General features: G+C 55.0%; 20 protein-coding genes. 7 read left to right on the top strand and 13 right to left on the bottom strand.

Annotated elements, in window-relative coordinates; all coding sequences use genetic code 11:
• Positions 1-21: 21 nt before the first annotated feature.
• Entirely contained in the window at positions 22-921 is a 900-nt protein-coding gene (locus VQ830_RS10150; protein ID WP_337267983.1) for a ribokinase, read from the top strand.
• A gap of 159 nt (positions 922-1080) precedes the next feature.
• Here VQ830_RS10150 and ptsN read toward each other — a convergent pair whose 3' ends face one another.
• The 6 genes from ptsN to lptC all read right to left on the bottom strand — a co-directional run bounded on the left by ptsN (position 1081) and on the right by lptC (position 6273).
• Positions 1081-1545, bottom strand: coding sequence for a PTS IIA-like nitrogen regulatory protein PtsN (ptsN, locus tag VQ830_RS10145; protein WP_337267982.1), 465 nt, complete (start codon positions 1543-1545; stop codon positions 1081-1083).
• 69 nt (positions 1546-1614) lie between these two features.
• A complete protein-coding gene (gene hpf, locus VQ830_RS10140) occupies positions 1615-2187 on the bottom strand; it encodes a ribosome hibernation-promoting factor, HPF/YfiA family (RefSeq protein ID WP_337267981.1) in 573 nt (190 codons plus the stop codon).
• Positions 2188-2437: 250 nt separating this feature from the next.
• Positions 2438-3934 carry an RNA polymerase factor sigma-54 gene (gene rpoN, locus VQ830_RS10135; protein ID WP_438617701.1) on the bottom strand — a complete coding sequence of 499 codons (1497 nt, stop codon included), beginning with the start codon at positions 3932-3934 and terminating at the stop codon, positions 2438-2440.
• A gap of 196 nt (positions 3935-4130) precedes the next feature.
• The gene (lptB, locus tag VQ830_RS10130; RefSeq protein ID WP_438617699.1) at positions 4131-4919 is read right to left on the bottom strand and encodes an LPS export ABC transporter ATP-binding protein; all 789 of its coding nucleotides are present in this window, start codon (positions 4917-4919) and stop codon (positions 4131-4133) included.
• Between the two features lie 33 nt (positions 4920-4952).
• Complete coding sequence (locus VQ830_RS10125) at positions 4953-5603, bottom strand: LptA/OstA family protein (protein WP_337267979.1); 651 nt, start codon at positions 5601-5603, stop codon at positions 4953-4955.
• Positions 5604-5616: 13 nt separating this feature from the next.
• Positions 5617-6273: an LPS export ABC transporter periplasmic protein LptC gene (lptC, locus tag VQ830_RS10120; RefSeq protein ID WP_337267978.1), complete on the bottom strand. Its 657-nt coding sequence runs from the start codon at positions 6271-6273 to the stop codon at positions 5617-5619.
• Positions 6274-6473: 200 nt separating this feature from the next.
• Between lptC and sppA the strand changes: the two genes are divergently transcribed.
• From sppA to VQ830_RS10105, 3 genes are all read left to right on the top strand, one after another.
• The gene (gene sppA / locus VQ830_RS10115) at positions 6474-7427 is read left to right on the top strand and encodes a signal peptide peptidase SppA (RefSeq protein WP_337267977.1); all 954 of its coding nucleotides are present in this window, start codon (positions 6474-6476) and stop codon (positions 7425-7427) included.
• Positions 7428-7454: 27 nt separating this feature from the next.
• Positions 7455-7766: an integration host factor subunit beta gene (locus tag VQ830_RS10110; RefSeq protein ID WP_337267976.1), complete on the top strand. Its 312-nt coding sequence runs from the start codon at positions 7455-7457 to the stop codon at positions 7764-7766.
• 99 nt (positions 7767-7865) lie between these two features.
• Positions 7866-8219 (top strand): DUF1049 domain-containing protein, encoded by a 354-nt coding sequence (locus tag VQ830_RS10105; RefSeq protein ID WP_337267975.1) that lies wholly within the window; start codon positions 7866-7868, stop codon positions 8217-8219.
• Positions 8220-8372: 153 nt separating this feature from the next.
• Here the strand turns inward: VQ830_RS10105 and VQ830_RS10100 are convergent, their stop codons facing one another.
• From VQ830_RS10100 to argB, 3 genes are all read right to left on the bottom strand, one after another.
• The gene (locus VQ830_RS10100) at positions 8373-8996 is read right to left on the bottom strand and encodes an EF-hand domain-containing protein (RefSeq protein WP_337267974.1); all 624 of its coding nucleotides are present in this window, start codon (positions 8994-8996) and stop codon (positions 8373-8375) included.
• A 154-nt stretch (positions 8997-9150) separates the two neighbouring features.
• On the bottom strand, positions 9151-9873 hold the full coding sequence (locus VQ830_RS10095; protein WP_337267973.1) for a pyrimidine 5'-nucleotidase: 723 nt from the start codon (positions 9871-9873) through the stop codon (positions 9151-9153).
• 133 nt (positions 9874-10006) lie between these two features.
• A complete protein-coding gene (argB, locus tag VQ830_RS10090; RefSeq protein ID WP_337268164.1) occupies positions 10007-10894 on the bottom strand; it encodes an acetylglutamate kinase in 888 nt (295 codons plus the stop codon).
• Between the two features lie 129 nt (positions 10895-11023).
• Between argB and VQ830_RS10085 the strand changes: the two genes are divergently transcribed.
• The 3 genes from VQ830_RS10085 to VQ830_RS10075 all read left to right on the top strand — a co-directional run bounded on the left by VQ830_RS10085 (position 11024) and on the right by VQ830_RS10075 (position 12936).
• Positions 11024-11566: a sigma-70 family RNA polymerase sigma factor gene (locus VQ830_RS10085; protein ID WP_337267972.1), complete on the top strand. Its 543-nt coding sequence runs from the start codon at positions 11024-11026 to the stop codon at positions 11564-11566.
• Positions 11563-12279: an anti-sigma factor gene (locus VQ830_RS10080; protein WP_337267971.1), complete on the top strand. Its 717-nt coding sequence runs from the start codon at positions 11563-11565 to the stop codon at positions 12277-12279. The genes VQ830_RS10085 and VQ830_RS10080 overlap by 4 nt, the downstream gene beginning before the upstream one ends.
• 93 nt (positions 12280-12372) lie before the next feature.
• Positions 12373-12936 (top strand): fasciclin domain-containing protein, encoded by a 564-nt coding sequence (locus tag VQ830_RS10075; RefSeq protein ID WP_337267970.1) that lies wholly within the window; start codon positions 12373-12375, stop codon positions 12934-12936.
• A 149-nt stretch (positions 12937-13085) separates the two neighbouring features.
• Here VQ830_RS10075 and yihA read toward each other — a convergent pair whose 3' ends face one another.
• From yihA to rpmH, 4 genes are all read right to left on the bottom strand, one after another.
• Positions 13086-13730: a ribosome biogenesis GTP-binding protein YihA/YsxC gene (yihA, locus tag VQ830_RS10070; protein ID WP_337267969.1), complete on the bottom strand. Its 645-nt coding sequence runs from the start codon at positions 13728-13730 to the stop codon at positions 13086-13088.
• 157 nt (positions 13731-13887) lie between these two features.
• Entirely contained in the window at positions 13888-15660 is a 1773-nt protein-coding gene (yidC, locus tag VQ830_RS10065) for a membrane protein insertase YidC (RefSeq protein ID WP_337267968.1), read from the bottom strand.
• Positions 15661-16062, bottom strand: coding sequence for a ribonuclease P protein component (gene rnpA, locus VQ830_RS10060; RefSeq protein WP_337267967.1), 402 nt, complete (start codon positions 16060-16062; stop codon positions 15661-15663).
• A 21-nt stretch (positions 16063-16083) separates the two neighbouring features.
• On the bottom strand, positions 16084-16218 hold the full coding sequence (rpmH, locus tag VQ830_RS10055) for a 50S ribosomal protein L34 (protein WP_337267966.1): 135 nt from the start codon (positions 16216-16218) through the stop codon (positions 16084-16086).
• Between the last annotated feature and the right edge of the window lie 118 nt (positions 16219-16336).

Here is a 16336-nt window from a genome sequence, read left to right as displayed (position 1 = left end):
GACATTAGTTGGAAGAGCCGCATGATCACTGTCTTAGGTTCCATCAATATGGATCTGGTCGCAACCACAAGCCGGCTGCCCAAGGCGGGCGAGACCGTATCCGGCATGAACTTTTCGACAGCTGCGGGCGGCAAGGGCGCTAATCAGGCCTTGGCGGCACGTCGCGCCGGATGTGATGTCCGTATGGTCGGAGCGGTCGGCAAAGATGGCTTTGCAGCGCCTGCAATTGAACTGCTTGCCGAAAGCGGCGTCGATCTCAGTGCAGTTCGCCATATCGATGGCTCTACCGGCACAGCAAGCATTTTGGTCGATGCGACCGGTGAGAACGTCATCGTGGTCGTTCCCGGGGCAAATGGTGCTGTCGATGGCGCGGACGTCGAGACCGCGCTTTCCACCATGAGCGCCGGCGATATCCTCATGCTTCAATTCGAAGTGCCGGAGCCAACGGTCGAGCAGGCGCTCAAGCTTGCAAAACAACGCGGCGTGACGACGATCCTGAATCTTGCCCCGCTGGTTCCAGCAGCCGAGCGTCTCGGACGCATGGCTGATATCGTCGTTGCCAATGAGACCGAGTTTGAAAGGCTTGCCGGGAAAGACGACATGGACGGCGCAACGCGCGAAAGCGAAATGAAGCGTCTCAGTGCCGAGACGGGACAGTGCCTGATCGTGACCCTCGGAGCTGACGGCGTCGTGGCTATCCGCGATGGAGAGCTCTATCGTGCCAGCGGTCTTGTCATTGAGCCCGTCGATACGGTCGGCGCGGGAGACACGTTCTGCGGCTATCTGGCAGCCAGCCTCGATAAAGGTCTGGATTTTTCGGATGCCTTGCGCCGCGCAGCCGTTGCCGGCTCATTGGCCTGCCTGAAAGCAGGCGCTCAGCCTGCTATTCCCGTAGCTGGCGAGGTTGCCGGCAGACTGTAATTCCAGCTTTCAATGCTTGGGGAATCGTCAGGGTATATGAGCTTACGCAGCACACATTGCCATCTTACTGCGCGTGTCAGTAAAGTGCGGGTGTGGGGATGTCACTATTCTGAGGGATTTTCGTTGTGCTCGCATCAATCCATCCGAGCACAACCTCAATCAGGCCGCGTTTGAGGCTTGCTCTTCATTGAGGAAAGCATAGATCGCCGATGCTGAATCGGTCGCGCGAAGCTTTGTAACAAGCTCATGATCACGCAGCACGCGGGCAATGCGCGAGAGCGCTTTCAAGTGATCCGCGCCCGCCCCTTCGGGGGCCAGCAGAAGAAACGCCAAATCGACCGGTTGGTCGTCCAAGGCTTCGAAATCCACCGGTTGATCCAAGCGGGCAAACACGCCAACGATAGAGGTAATGCTCTGGAGCTTGCCATGCGGGATTGCGATGCCGTTGCCGACACCCGTCGATCCAAGGCGCTCGCGCTGCACCACGACATCAAAAATCTCGCGTTCAGGAAGACCCGTTACTTTGGCTGCCTTGGCAGCCAGTTCTGTCAAAAGTTGCTTTTTCGAGTTTACCTTGAGGGCGGGGATAATTGCGTCCTGCTGCAGCAAGTCTGCCAAAGCCATATGATCTTCCTTCTGTCGCCGCCACGATCGGCCGAAGAGCAGAATGCTGCCCTCCGGATCAGATCGTATTCAGCCTTTTATATTGGCGGAGTCGATCCAGCCAATATTGCCGTCCTGCCGGCGATAGACGATGTTAAGGTTCTTGTCCGGGCTGCGAAACAGTAGAAGCGGCTCGTCCGTCATATCGAGCGCCATAACTGCCGTCGCAACGGACATTGTCTTGAGCTGCTTGGTGCTTTCGGCCACAATGGCGGGTGCGAAATCCTCTGGAATTTCTTCCTCGGCATCGGGCACGCCGTCCATCACCGTATAAGCAACCTCTTCCGAGCCATTCGCATGGTTACCGGCATGGTGGTCTTTCAGTCGGCGCTTGTAGCGGCGCAGACGCTTTTCGATCCGTTCTGCAGCAGCATCGAAAGCATTCTGCGGCTCCATCGCTTCTCCAGCTGCGTGAAGCACCACGCCACTATCGAGATGAAGCTTACAATCAGCGGCAAACCGCGATCCCGACTTCGTCACGATGACCTGACCTGAATAGCCTCCGTCAAAGTATTTCGTGATCGCCGCGGAGACCTGGTCTTCAATTCGCTGACGGAACGCATCACCGATTTCCATCTGCTTGCCGGATACACGCACACTCATGGAGTTTCCCTTCTTATAGTGTTTCTGCGGTATCAGTTTACGCCAAGCGCGGACTGCATCCAAGCATTTCAAGTGTCGAGCGACAATTAGGTTTACCTTCTTGCCGCTGCGGCCTCTGATAGCCTGTCTTTCAAGGCAAATGTTCGGTTGCGGCGGGCTTCTATCGGTCGGCCATGTAAAAGTCAACTATAGTTGCTTTAGACCCTCCTCATATAGACTGATCAAAAGCCTGCGTCGCGGGGGTGCTCGATCAGCCTGACGCCGCTTTCGCAAACGCCTTCTTCTCGCGGCGGCGCTGGACGGATGAGGCGATATTCATCGATTCCCGATATTTCGCGACGGTTCTTCGGGCAAGGTCGACACCGCTCTTCTTTAAAATGTCGGCAATATCGTCGTCCGACAGCACCTTGTCGGGCTGCTCGTTCATGATCAATACACGGATCCGATGGCGCACCGCCTCTGCCGAATGGCTATCACCGCCTTCCACTGCACCGATGGAAACGGTGAAGAAGTATTTGAGTTCGAAAAGCCCGCGCGGTGTGAGCATGTATTTGTTGGTCGTGACGCGACTGACCGTCGATTCGTGCATCTTGATCGCTTCGGCGACAGTCTTGAGATTGAGCGGGCGCAAGTGATCGACGCCGTGCATCAAGAACGCATCCTGTTGCCGAACGATCTCGGTCGCAACTTTCAAAATTGTTTTCGCACGCTGATCGAGGCTGCGTGTCAGCCAGTTCGCATTTTGAAGGCATTCCGAAAGATAGGCATGCTCTTCGCCATTTTTGCGCACGGAGGTAAAATAAGACTGGTTGACGATTACCCTCGGCAGAGCCTCCGGATTGAGCTCGACATGCCATCCGCCGTCCGGTGCGGCACGCACAACGGCGTCCGGAACAATGGCTTCCAGCACATCGGTCTCAAACGAATTTCCCGGCTTGGGGTTCAGTTGCCGGATTTCGGCAAGCATGTCGAGAAGATCCTCTTCGTCGACGCCGCAAAGACGTTTGAGTGAGGAGAAATCCCGCCTTGCGATCAGATCGAGATTGCTGATGAATGCCTGCATGGCCGGATCAAGGCGATCCTTTTGGTGGAGCTGGATTGCCAGGCACTCCGAAAGGGATCGCGCAAAGACGCCTGGCGGATCCATCGTCTGCAGGAGTAGCAGAACCTTTTCTACCTCGGTTGCAGGAGCGCCGATCTGTTCTGCGACAATCTCGATGTCGGCATGAAGATAGCCCGCGTCATCAAGCTGATCGACGAGATGCTGAGCAATGAAGCGCTCCCTCGCTCCTGTCACGGCAAAAGGCAATTGCTGATTAAGGTGATCGCGCAGCGATGTCCGACCGGCGACGAAGTCGTCGAGATCGTAGCCGTCGCCACCTTCGCTGGCGCCAGGCATCGATTTCCACTGGCTAAGAAGTTCGGGGGCGTCAGCGCGTGCCGGCTGTCCGTCATCAGTAAAGACATTTGCATAATTCACATCGAGCTCATCGCTCAAATGCGCAGAACGATCGCTTGAGTTTTCGTCGTACCAATCGGATGCGAGATGATCGGTTTCCTGGACCTCTGCGGCCTCCGGTTCGGCGGCGTGATGCTGATGATCCTGCCCGCTGTCGCTGCCGCCTTCTCCATCATTTGCCGGAAATTCGAGCAGCGGATTTTTTTCAACTTCCTGCTCGATGAACTGATGCAATTCGAAATGCGTCATCTGCAGCAACTGAATCGATTGCATCAGTTGCGGAGTCATCACCAGTGACTGGCTTTGGCGCAGAAAAAGGTTGGCTGATAATGCCATCTCGGACGCAAAACTCCCGTGATTTAGCGGAAATTCATGTCCAGCAGCAGCATTTCGCAGGCCACGAAGTTCAACTGGCCCAAAAATTGCTTTTTTATCTTATTTGGTCAAGTGCCAACCTGTTACTTTAGCGCTTCAAGATCTCTTATTAGAGACTGAAGTTATCGCCAAGGTAAAGACGACGTACGTCTTGGTTGTTGACGATATCATTTGCCCTACCATGGGTAAGGACTTCGCCAGCGTGTATAATGTAAGCGCGATCAATTAGTCCGAGGGTTTCGCGAACGTTATGATCCGTAATCAATACACCAATTCCGCGCCCCGTCAGGTGATGAACGAGATTTTGAATATCGGACACCGAGATCGGATCGACGCCTGCGAAAGGCTCGTCTAGCAGCATGAAGGTCGGATCGGTGGCCAGTGCTCTGGCAATTTCCAACCGGCGACGCTCGCCGCCGGATAAGGAAACGGCCGCCGCCTTGCGCAGCTTGGAAATATGAAATTCCTCAAGAAGCGCATCGAGCTTGGTTTCCCGTTCCGCCTTGTTCTTCACATGGACTTCAAGGACGGCACGGATGTTTTCCTCGACCGTGAGGCCACGGAAGATCGAGGCCTCTTGAGGAAGATAGCCAACCCCGAGGCGGGCCCGACGATACATCGGCATGCGCGTCACGTCGTTGCCGTCGATCTCGATCGTTCCTTCGTCGACAGGCACGAGGCCCGTGATCATGTAAAAGCACGTGGTTTTCCCCGCGCCGTTCGGTCCCAAAAGCCCGACAGCCTCACCTCTGCGCACAACCAGAGAAACGCCGTTGACGACGCGTCTGGTATTGTAGGTCTTTGTAAGGCCGCGCGCGATCAGCGTTCCCTGATAGCGCGTTTTATCGGTCTCTTCCGACTGTTCATGTGACTGCGGAGCGGACCGGTCGGCCCGCACTGATGACAGGGAAAGTTTCACGTGGCTGCCGCGTTAGTTCTTTTTCTGGGATTTAGGATCAAGTTGAATCTGAACGCGTCCGCCGCAGCTGTCGAGCTTGGCTTGGCCGGTATCCATGTGAACAGTCAGCTGGCAACCTGTGAACACATTCGGACCGTCCGTCAGAACCACCTTGTCCCCTTTGAGGGTAATGAGCTGTTGCGCCATATCGAAGGTTCCATTGTCGGCAGACGCCGTCTGCGTCCCGGAGGTCACATAGACTTTGTCGGTGACGACAATATGGTCGATATCCGCATTGCCCGACGTAACTGTTGACGGGGCTTCTTTTGCCACGGCAGCTCCGGTCGGATTGTTCGGCTTGCTGTCGGTCGTCGACTTGTCGGCCTTTGGCTTGTAGAACACGGTCATATGACCGGCTTGAAGGGTCGTGTTGCCTTGAACCACTTTGACGCTTCCGCTGAAGTCTGCGGTGTGTTCCTGGTCGTGAATCTCCAGGCGATCGCTCTCGATCTGGATGGGCTCGTCGCGATTGAGCTTGAGACCGGTCATCTGACTGGTCGTGGACTGTGCAATTGCTGCCCCCGCAAGAAGCGAGAGGCTCGCGGCAGAAAGCAATACCAAGCGACCGGCGCGGCTGCTCAGGCGATATTTGCCGCACGCGGCATTGAAGCGATTATAACCCATAGATTCCCGGCCCTCAGGTCCCTTGTTTGCGAACTGCGCTTGGATCGATATTCATGCGCACGTTCCCCTCAAATGCAATGGTCCGACCCTTATCCGTCATCTTCAGCGACTGTGCAACAATCGAGCTGCCCTCTTTCTTGATGGTAACGGGGTCTTTCGTCACAAGCGTTCCGCCCTTGACGTCTACCTGGCCGGACTGAAAGTAGGCCGAGATCCCATTGCTGAGATTAACCGTGAAAGGAGTTTGGAGATTGAGTTTATCGCTTGATCGGTCGTAGTCAGCTGACTTGGCATCGACGCGTGCGATAACCTGGTCATTAATGGGAACTGCTGCCTTGATGGTCTCCAAGGTCAGCAAATTTTGGTTCTTTATGTCTTGAAGCGCGCGGTCGGCAAACATGGAATAATTGATGCCCGCTGCGTTACGTCCTGAAATGGCCGGCTTTTGCATCACGACCTTGCCATCCTCGATCGTTGCTCCTTCGAACCGGACATTATCTGGCAGATGGGTTCGGATGATCGAAACAGTAATGAAGGCCAGCGAGACGACAACGGCCGCGGCTGGCAAGATGACCTTTAAGCGACGAACTCGAGCAGAGTGATGCCGGGCAGCGCCATAGGCGTTGCTCGGAGCGCCGCCCCTCGTGCCGGAGTTCAGTCTGTCTAACATAGGTTTTTCCGTAAAATGTGGCGTACACAGCTTAGATAGATACGTGTCTGCCGTTATCACAGTTCATTTCGCATTATTACATTGGCTTGCCAATATGGATTTTTTTCTGCAACAAGCAACACAGACGTGAAAATCGGGTCGCAAGAGGCTGATGCCAGTAAACATTCGGTGCATTTGAGCCACATGTTCAGGAGAGACAGATGGACAGTTCGATGATCGCCGATCGGCGCAGCCTCCGACGCAAAGTCAGTTTCTGGCGGATTGCGGCCGCTTTGCTGCTGGTGGTCCTTGGTTTTGCCCTTTATTGGACCTTTGCCGGAGACGCAGGCAAGGACAGTCCCCATGTGGCACATATCACCATTTCCGGTCTCATCACCGATGACGAGGAACTCCTCGAACGCCTGAAAAAGATCGAGACCTCCAGTTCGGTGAAGGCACTGGTCGTTTCCATCTCTTCGCCGGGTGGAACAACCTATGGCGGAGAAAAGATCTTCAAGGCTCTGCGTGCCATCGCTGCCAAAAAGCCCGTTGTCTCCGACGTGAGAACGCTTGCGGCATCGGCTGGCTATATGATTGCGACCGCTGGCGACACGATCATCGCCGGCGACACCTCGATCACCGGATCGATCGGTGTGATCTTCCAATATCCGCAGCTTCAGCCGCTCCTCGATAAAATCGGCGTCTCGCTTCAGGAGATCAAATCGGCTCCCTTGAAAGCAGAGCCGTCGCCTTTCCACAATGCAAGCGATGCCGCCAAGACCATGATCAACAATATGGTGATGGATAGCTACGGATGGTTCGTCGACCTTGTTGCGGACCGACGCAAGCTCCCTCGCGAGGAGGTGTTGAAGCTTGCTGACGGCACCATCTTTACCGGCCGACAGGCCCTGAAGGTAAAACTGGTGGACCAGATCGGCGGCGATAAAGAGATCCGGGCCTATCTCGAAACGAGGCAGGTTCCAAAGAATCTACCGATGATCGAGTGGAACCAAAAAGACAACACGCCCTTCCTGCTCGCAAAATCATTATCGCAAATCGCCGGTTTCTTTGGTTACGACGGGTTGGCAAATAGCGAAGGGCTTTCCGATTTCCTTCATCGAAACTTGCTCCTTGACGGGCTAGTCTCAGTTTGGCAGGTTGGCGCCGATCGGTAAGAAATCAATAATTTACAGGGGTTGGCTGTGATTAAGTCCGAATTGGTCCAGATTGTTGCCGCACGCAATCCGCATCTTTATCACCGCGATGTCGAGAATATCGTCAACGCGGTTCTGGACGAAATCACAGACGCTCTTGCAGCGGGTAATCGCGTCGAGTTGCGCGGCTTCGGTGCCTTCTCGGTGAAAAATCGTCCGTCGCGGTCCGGCAGGAACCCCCGCACCGGCGACACCGTTTTTGTCGAAGAGAAGTGGGTGCCATTCTTTAAGACGGGCAAAGAGCTGCGCGAGCGGCTGAACCCTGGCCAGCCCGATATTGATGACGGCGATGCTGATTAAGAGCATCTACTAAGCGTCGACCCTTGAAGTGCCATATGGAAGTTCTATTCTTGAAGCACGCCGCAAGAAGCGGCTTGAAAGGATATGGAGCAACGGTAGATGGCGAAGAAGATATTCAACCTATTGATTTTTCTTCCGATCGGCATCCTCCTGATCATGTTCTGTGTCGCCAACCGGCACAGCGTAAGCCTGTCGTTCAATCCATTTAATCCTGACGATCAGTTCCTGTCGCTCTCGGCGCCATTCTTTCTCATCGTTTTCGTCGCGCTCATCATCGGGATACTGGTGGGTTCCGTCGTGACCTGGTTTAGCCAGGGCAAATATCGCAAGCGCGCACGGATCGAGGCGAAGGAAGCTGTAAAATGGCATCAGGAGGCTGGTCGGCATCAAAGCCGGGCTGAAGAAATGGAACGCGGACTTACCGCCGTCACGCATCAGGCATCTGGTAGATAACAGACTTAGTTGATGAATCGGCTAAGGGCTTGAGAGCAACGGGTTCGACCGTCTGCAAGGTTAGTCCTTCTGACCCAAACGCCGGAGGCGCGATAAGGCGGCCTGAATGAAGCCATTCAAGCCGCCCGCGCAAAGCCCTATAGTTATATTTTCTCAGAGAAACGGACGGTTCGGCAGGTCATCGATCGAGATGAAGCCGTCTTTATTGGTGTCCATTCTGGCAAAGAGCTTGTCAAAGGCCGCCATTGCTTCCTGTTTGGAGATCTGACCGTTTTCATCGGTATCGAGCATACGGAAGAGGCGGGATGCCATCATGCCGCCATGACGCATTGGCCCATGTCCCTGCCATTTTCCGTGACCTTCAGGCCCTGGACCCTTGTCCTTGCCGCCATTCTGGCCATCGCCAGCGGCATCATCTGCGCTTTCCGCCATGCCTTTCATCTCCGCCCGCATCGACTTCATTTCCGCTTTGCGGTATGCGCGGAATTCGCCTGGCGTGATCGAACCATCATGGTTTGTGTCGATGGCATCGAAGATTTTTTCGACGCCAGCAGTGCCTTCCTCCTTCGAAATCTTTCCGTCGTGATCGGTGTCGAACTGCTTGAGCATGCGTACGAAGACAACGTCGCGCCAGACTTCTCCGCGCATACCGTTCATCCCCATCTCCTGATGACGACGAGGCTGTTCCTTGGCAATAGCAAAGGCGCCGCCCGTCAGAATTGTTCCGGTTGCCAATGCACCTGTTAACACCGCAGTGAGGAGCTTGTGACGATACATGATGTTTCCTTTCGGTTCCTGTCCCTTCATGTCCAGAAGGTAGGCCGCGGAGACCTTCGTCACCAATTAAACATCGGTAAGCTCGGTGAAACTTTCGTAACCTTGCGGCAAGCGACCAGTTTTCTGCGCTGTAATGGGACGAAGACGAACGCCGTCAACTTTCCGTACGAGTGGACGAAATCTGCGTCAGAAAGCTCGTTAGGTCATCCGTGACGAAATCGATATGGCCTTCATCGCCATTCGTCTTTTCCCACCACTCGACGACGGTGTCCTCCAGATTGTTGGGAATGATCAGAATGGTTTTCATACCGAGTGCTTTCGGCACCAGGAGATTTCTCGGCAGATCCTCAAACATGGCAGCTTTGCTCGTCTGGACGCGATGGAGCGCCATGAACTTGTCGTAGGTTGCCTGCGCGGGCTTTGGAGTGAATTCGGCAGCGACGATATCGAAAATATCGTCAAAGTGCTCCAGGATACCAAGCGCTGCGGCGGTCTGTTCCGCATGCTTCACGCTTCCATTCGTGAAGATGAATTTTCTGCCCGGCAGAGCTTTGATTGCCTCGCCAAGCGCTGGATCCGGCAGCAAGATCGAATAATCAATCGCGTGTGCCTGTTGAAGGAATTCGTTCGGATCGATCCCATGATGGATCATCAATCCCTGCAACGTTGTTCCGTGTTCCAGATAATATTGCTTTTGCAGCTTACGCGCCTCGTCTTTCTCCATCTGCAGAAGCTGTGAGACAAAGGCCGTCATATTGCGGTCTATCTGCGAAAACAGATTGACGCGGTGCGGGTAGAGCGTGTTGTCGAGATCGAAGACCCATTCGGTGACATGGGCAAAATCGGCGGGGGATACGTCGCGTTTCAGGTCGGTCATGCGGCTCTTATGTCACAGGCGCCAACCATGGGAAACTCCCCGAGGACGTCATCGCGGAAAATTTGGCGTTGAGTTGTTCCGCAGGAATGACGGAAGGAAGCGGTCTTTAAAAGGCCGCTTCGCCTCTTTCGTCTTAGGGCACGATCAGTGTGCCAGCCCCATGTTCCGTGAAGATCTCAAGAAGGACGGAATGCGCTGTCTTGCCGTTGAGAATGACAACGCCTTGAACGCCTGCTTTGATCGCATCAATGCAAGTTTCCACTTTAGGGATCATGCCTCCGGAGATCGTGCCGTCGGCGATGAGCGCATGCGCCTGGGCAACGGAGAGTTCCTTGATCAGTTCGCCATTCTTGTTGAGGACACCCGGCACATCTGTGAGGAAGAGGAGACGCGTTGCGTGTAGAGCCCCGGCAATCGCGCCGGCAAAGGTATCGGCATTGATATTATAAGTTGCCCCATCCCGGCCAGGAGCGACCGGCGCAATGACCGGGATCATCTCCGACCGTGCAAGAAGGTCGAGAAGCGTACGGTCGACTTCCACCACATCGCCGACAAAACCGAGATCGAGAACACGTTCGATATTGGAATCAGGGTCCTTGATCGTCTTGCGTGCCTTTTCGGCGAAGACCATGTTGCCGTCTTTGCCGCAGAGCCCAATCGCCCATTCCCCGGTCTGATTGATCAGGGCAACGATCTCCTTGTTGATCGACCCTGCCAGCACCATTTCGACGATCTCGACCGTCTTGGCATCGGTGACCCTGAGGCCGCCTTCGAACTTCGATTCAATTCCCATCTTATTCAGCATCGCGCCGATTTGCGGACCGCCGCCATGAACAACGATGGGATTGACTCCGGATTGCTTGAGCAGCGCGATGTCGCTCGCAAAGGCTCGTCCGAGATCCGGATTACCCATGGCATGACCGCCATATTTCACCACGATCGTCTTATTTTCATAGCGCTGCATAAAGGGAAGCGCCTGTGCGAGAAGACGTGCTTGCGTTTCGCTTTCGGCCTGGTTCATCGACATCCTCGTCTCGTTTTGCGCCTTTTATCGCAAGTTTTTGACAGATGGAATAATCCGGGGACGAGAAGTTTTTGTATAAGAGGAAAGGGCGGTATCCCGCCTTGCTGAGTTTGATGGGAGTTGTGGATGGCCGGCAATGCCGATCCCGCGGAGCTTATTGCACGCATCGCTTTGGGCGATCGTGCCGCGTTTAAGTCCCTTTATGATGTCACAAGCCCGAAACTTTTCGGAATATGCCTTCGTATCTTGAAGGATAGAGCCGATGCCGAAGAGGCGGTTCAGGAAGTTTATGTTCGCATCTGGCAGCGCGCAGGTCGCTTTTCTGAAGCCACGGGCGGAGCGACGTGTTGGCTTGGCGCCATAGCGCGCAATCATGCCATCGATCTTCTGCGTGCGAGAAGGCCAGTGCATGACGAGTTGGACGAGGCGATCGATGTCAAGGAACCCGCCCTTGATCCGGAGCAAACTGCGCTTCATCGCGATGATGCAAGGCGCATTGACACATGCCTGCAAGAGTTGGAAGCTGATAGAGCCGCGGCGGTAAAAATGGCTTATGTTGATGGACTGAGCTATCAGGAACTGGCCGATCGTTTCGCAGTTCCGTTGAATACGATGAGAACGTGGCTGCGGCGCAGCCTTTTGAAGCTGAGAGAGTGCATGGAACGATGACGACGCCCGATAGAAGCAAAGGAGATCGATCCCGAGACGAGGTCCTTGCCGGGGAATACGTGCTTGGCGTTCTGTCTTTCAAGGATCGGCGCGTCGTCGAAGAGCGTATGCGGCGTGACCGTCAATTCGCCGCCATCGTCGGCCGTTGGGAGGCAAATCTCTCCTCGATGAATGAGGAATATAGCCACGCGTACCCCTCCAAGGAAGCTTTTCGTCGGATCGAGACGCGGTTGTTCAGCGATGCCATGTCGTCGTCGATTAGGGGTGGTCTTTGGGGTTCCATCATTTTTTGGCGTGCCCTGGCATTTGCATCATTGTCTGTCGCGCTTGGCGCGCTGTTGTTCACGGTGACGCCTGGTGTGCGCAGCACCGTCCGGATGCCTATGGTCGCCGATCTCTCGTCTACGCAGAGCGGTGTCAGCCTACGCGCCTCCTATGATGACCGTAATGGATTGATACGTATTGTTCCCGTCGCCTCCGGCAGGCCCGAAGAAAAATCGCTGGAGTTGTGGCTTGTCCCGAGCGATGGGAAGCCGAAGTCGCTCGGTGTTTTCCAGTCCGGCAAGAACGGTGAACTAATCGTGCCCAACGAGTTGCGCCAGTCGATTTCTGAAGGAGCTACGCTCGCAATCAGTCTAGAACCTTTCGGTGGATCGCCAACGGGCCAGCCGACAGGACCAGTGATCGCAAGCGGTGCGACAAAAAAACTCTGATTTCGGCGAAACCAATTTCTCTCCTCTTCCGTACATCGCATGTCCGGTCACGCATTTTGAGCGGTGGGCCGGTCGTCTAGAGGAGAGATAGTAATGAAAAAATTCTCAACCCTACGCACAGTGGCACTTGGTCTGGCTCTGTCTGTCGCCGTTGGCGCAGCCGCACAAGCCAAGAATCCGATGGTCGGCGGCGCTGCCATGTACCCGACGAAGAATATTGTAGAAAATGCATCTCATTCGAAAGATCATAAGACGCTTGTTGCAGCCGTGAAAGCTGCCGGCCTTGTCTCCACCTTGGAAGGGAAGGGGCCTTTCACGGTATTTGCCCCGACAGACGAAGCCTTTGCTGCCCTGCCAAAGGGCACGGTAGACACGCTGTTGAAGCCTGAGAACAAGGACAAGCTTACGAAGATTCTGACCTGCCATGTTGTGGCCGGCGATGTCATGTCCAAAGCCCTCGACAAAATGATCAAAGACGGCGGCGGCGAATACGATGTCAAGACGGTCGGTGGCTGCGTTGTGAAGGCCAAGGAGAATAAAGGCAAGATCACGCTGACGGACGAAAGCGGTGGAACGGCCCATGTGACAATCGCTGACGTGAAGCAGTCGAACGGCGTGATCCACGTGGTTGACAAGGTCCTGCTGCCGAAAAGCTAAGGCTGCCTGATTTTCTGGTTCTCACAAATAAAGGATGCGCTCCGTTCCCCGGAGCGCATCTCGATATCAGCATTTACCCCATAACGGATCGAAGCGATTTTTCAGTATCGTAGCGTCTTGAATACCCGGTCCGATACAACGGCGCTTTGTTAAGGCGCGACTGTTTCGACAATAGCCTCACGTAATTCGTCGAGACCGTTTCCTTTCTCAGACGATGTCGCAAGCACCTGAGGATAGGCAGCCGGCCTTTTCCGGATTTTTTCTGTTGTCGCGGCCAGCAGATGCGGTACTGCACCAGCCTTGATCTTATCCGTTTTCGTCAAAACAATCTGGTAGGAAACCGCAGCTTTATCGAGAAGCGTGAGCACTTCTTCATCATTCTTCTTGATGCCGTGACGGCTGTCGATCAGCACGTAGACGCGCTTCAAAGTGACGCGGCCGCGCAGATAATCAAAGACCAGCTTCGTCCAATTGTCGACTTGCTCCTTCGGGGCCTGGGCATAGCCGTAACCGGGCATGTCCACCAGTGCCATCGGCGGCAGGTCGCCCTCTTCCCCCGAATACCCGTCCGGCACGAAGTAGTTTAGTTCCTGTGTTCTTCCAGGCGTGTTCGATGTCCGCGCCAGGCCCTTTTTCCCGACAAGGGCATTGATGAGGGAAGACTTACCGACATTGGATCGGCCGGCAAAGGCGATCTCCGGTGGTCCTTCCGGCGGCAAAAAATGCATGCCGGGCACGCCACGAATGAAAATCCATGGTCTGCCGAACAGAGGTTTGTCGTTGCTTTCGCTCATTGCACTTCACGCTTCTGCAGTCTTAAGGTTGGGATCAACAATCTGGGACGTTTTGTCAACCAACAGGTTTTCAGCTTGCCTTCCTTGAGGGCGGGACGCTAGCCGCAGGAATGTCGCCAAGCCAAAAAAGAAGGCCCTGCCGAAGCAGGGCCTGACATCATTTGCTTGTCGCCGGTTTTCGTCGGAACATCTTTTTCACATTGTCGAAAAGCTCAATCTTCACGCCATGGCGCTTCATGATGAGTGACTGCTGGATGACCGACAGCGTATTGTTCCAAGCCCAGTAGATCACAAGACCAGCCGGGAAGCTCGCCAGCATGAACATGAACACAAGCGGCATCCAGTTGAAGATCATCGCCTGTGTCGGATCCGGCGGGGTCGGGTTCATGCGCATCTGCAGGAACATTGTAACGCCCATGATCAACGGCCAGATGCCGAGATGCAGGAAAGTTGGCGCATCGAATGGCAGAAGACCGAACAGGTTGATAATCGAAGTCGGGTCTGGGGCAGAAAGGTCTTTGATCCATCCAAAGAACGGCGCGTGACGCATTTCGATGGTGATGTAGATGACCTTATAGAGCGAGAAGAACACCGGAATTTGCAGGGCGATTGGCCAACAACCAGCAACCGGATTGATCTTTTCTTCCTTATAAAGCTGCATCATGGCCTGCTGCAGTCCCATTCGGTCATCGCCGAACTTGGCCTTCAGTTCCTCCATCTTCGGCTGAACGCGCTTCATGTTTGCCATGGAGGCATACTGCTTGGAAGCAAGCGGGAAGAAGAGTGCCTTGACGACGATCGTGGTCAACAGGATCGCAACACCGAAATTGCCGAAGTAGCGGAAGAAGAAGTCCATCAGCTTAAACATCGGCTTGGTCAGGAAGTAGAACCATCCCCAGTCGATCAGTCGGTCGAAACGCGGGATCTGATACTGCGTTTCGTAACGGTCAATGACCGGAACTTCCTTTGCGCCCGCGAAGACGAGACTTTTCAACTCGACCGACTGGCCCGGCGCCACGGTCACGGCATCCTGCTTATAGTCTGCCTGATAGCGCGGTTGGCCATCCGTGAAATGTGAGAAGCGAGCATCATAGGCGGTCTGCTGCGGTGGAACGATGGTCGCAGCCCAGTACTTGTCGGTAATGCCAAGCCAACCACCGCTGCTCTTGGCGGGCGTAACCGCCTCTTTTTCAACCGCAGTATATTTGCTTTCAATCAAGCCATCAGAGCCGATGACGCCGATGAAGCCTTCGTGGAGAACATAAGTCGATGGCGTGACGGGCTTATTGTAGCGTGTGACGCGACCGTAGTTCGACAGCGCCACAGGCGCCGAACCGGCGTTTTCGATCTTGTCGACCACGGTAAACATGTAGCGGTCATCGACTGAAATCGTGCGCGTGAAGGTGACGCCCTTGTCATTCTTATAGGTCAGCGTCACAGGGGTCTTATCTGTGAGTTTCGCGCCCTCTGGGGCCGTCCAGACCGTGGCCGAGCTAGGGACGCTTCCCGTGGAGGCGTCGCCGATATAGCCGATTTCGCTGAAGTAGGCGTCTTTCGTATCGGCCGGACTGAACAGCGTAATGATCGGGCTCGTCTTGTCGACGGTCTCGTGGTAGCCCTTCAGCTTCAGGTCATCGAGGCGTGCGCCAGCAAGATTGATGGAGCCTGCCAGCGCGGGCGTATCGATCTGTACGCGCGCAGCTTGCGCCTGGGCTTCGACACCCGATGGCGTCGCACCCGCTGGCGAGGCAGCTGTTTGCGCGGGTGTCTTGGCCACCTGCTCGCTCTGCTGCGTTTGCTTTTGCGCCTGTTGCGCTTCCTGAGCCCGGCGTTGAGCCTCAAGCCTCGGGTTCATATAGAAAAACTGCCAGGCTAAGACGATGAGCACAGACAGGGCGATAGCAATGAAATAATTGCGATTGTTTTGCATCTATACGTTCCTGGCGCGATCGGTCTGCGACCGCCCCTGTTTCGGCTTGGCGGCCACGCGCGCTACAAGCTCGTTGGCCAATTCTTCAAAGGATGCGCTCAGCACGTCCCTGCGCGCGACCACCACATAGTCGTGTCCGGGCTGCATTGCAAATGCAGCCTTCAGTCTCACGGCTTCTTTAAGCCGGCGGCGCATGCGATTGCGTTCGACGGCATTGCCATGCTTCTTTGTGACGGTGAATCCGACGCGGGGTTGGGGATCTGAATCTTTGCGATCGAGAACCTCAAGAAGGAAATACTTCCCGGAGCGCCTATGTCCATTGCGGACAGCAAGAAACTGCGGGCGGCTTTTCAGCCGCCCGGCAGTTGTGCTTCCAGTATCTATCGTCTCATCGCCCGCCATAATGAATCGGGCAATCCGGCATTAAGCCGACAGGCGATTGCGGCCGCGTGCGCGGCGAGCTGCGATGACCTTGCGGCCACCTTTGGTTGCCATACGAGAACGGAAACCATGGCGACGCTTGCGAACAAGCTTCGAGGGTTGGTAGGTACGCTTCATTTATTTAAACACCGCGGAGTGCGGCCCTTCTTAAGTTTGCAATTTGCAAGGAGCGTTGTTGTCGCACGGAAGCTGGCCTTAAAGCCCAGACCGAACGTGCGGCGGCTTATAGGGACGA

Origin of the sequence: Oryzifoliimicrobium ureilyticum (genome assembly GCF_037199735.1) — a bacterium.
Taxonomy (GTDB): Bacteria; Pseudomonadota; Alphaproteobacteria; order Rhizobiales; family Rhizobiaceae; genus Rhizobium; species Rhizobium ureilyticus.
Note: the sequence above shows the minus strand (reverse complement) of the source record. Positions and strands in the feature narration are given on the sequence as shown.

Coding starts and splice junctions, on each gene's coding strand:
- VQ830_RS10150 (WP_337267983.1), top strand. CDS start 22: ATGATCACTGTCTTAGGTTCCATCAATATGGATCTGGTCGCAACCACA.
- ptsN (WP_337267982.1), bottom strand. CDS start 1,545: ATGGCTTTGGCAGACTTGCTGCAGCAGGACGCAATTATCCCCGCCCTC.
- hpf (WP_337267981.1), bottom strand. CDS start 2,187: ATGAGTGTGCGTGTATCCGGCAAGCAGATGGAAATCGGTGATGCGTTC.
- rpoN (WP_438617701.1), bottom strand. CDS start 3,934: ATGACTCCGCAACTGATGCAATCGATTCAGTTGCTGCAGATGACGCAT.
- VQ830_RS10125 (WP_337267979.1), bottom strand. CDS start 5,603: ATGGGTTATAATCGCTTCAATGCCGCGTGCGGCAAATATCGCCTGAGC.
- lptC (WP_337267978.1), bottom strand. CDS start 6,273: ATGTTAGACAGACTGAACTCCGGCACGAGGGGCGGCGCTCCGAGCAAC.
- sppA (WP_337267977.1), top strand. CDS start 6,474: ATGGACAGTTCGATGATCGCCGATCGGCGCAGCCTCCGACGCAAAGTC.
- VQ830_RS10105 (WP_337267975.1), top strand. CDS start 7,866: ATGGCGAAGAAGATATTCAACCTATTGATTTTTCTTCCGATCGGCATC.
- VQ830_RS10100 (WP_337267974.1), bottom strand. CDS start 8,996: ATGTATCGTCACAAGCTCCTCACTGCGGTGTTAACAGGTGCATTGGCA.
- VQ830_RS10095 (WP_337267973.1), bottom strand. CDS start 9,873: ATGACCGACCTGAAACGCGACGTATCCCCCGCCGATTTTGCCCATGTC.
- argB (WP_337268164.1), bottom strand. CDS start 10,894: ATGAACCAGGCCGAAAGCGAAACGCAAGCACGTCTTCTCGCACAGGCG.
- VQ830_RS10085 (WP_337267972.1), top strand. CDS start 11,024: ATGGCCGGCAATGCCGATCCCGCGGAGCTTATTGCACGCATCGCTTTG.
- VQ830_RS10080 (WP_337267971.1), top strand. CDS start 11,563: ATGACGACGCCCGATAGAAGCAAAGGAGATCGATCCCGAGACGAGGTC.
- VQ830_RS10075 (WP_337267970.1), top strand. CDS start 12,373: ATGAAAAAATTCTCAACCCTACGCACAGTGGCACTTGGTCTGGCTCTG.
- yihA (WP_337267969.1), bottom strand. CDS start 13,730: ATGAGCGAAAGCAACGACAAACCTCTGTTCGGCAGACCATGGATTTTC.
- yidC (WP_337267968.1), bottom strand. CDS start 15,660: ATGCAAAACAATCGCAATTATTTCATTGCTATCGCCCTGTCTGTGCTC.
- rnpA (WP_337267967.1), bottom strand. CDS start 16,062: ATGGCGGGCGATGAGACGATAGATACTGGAAGCACAACTGCCGGGCGG.
- rpmH (WP_337267966.1), bottom strand. CDS start 16,218: ATGAAGCGTACCTACCAACCCTCGAAGCTTGTTCGCAAGCGTCGCCAT.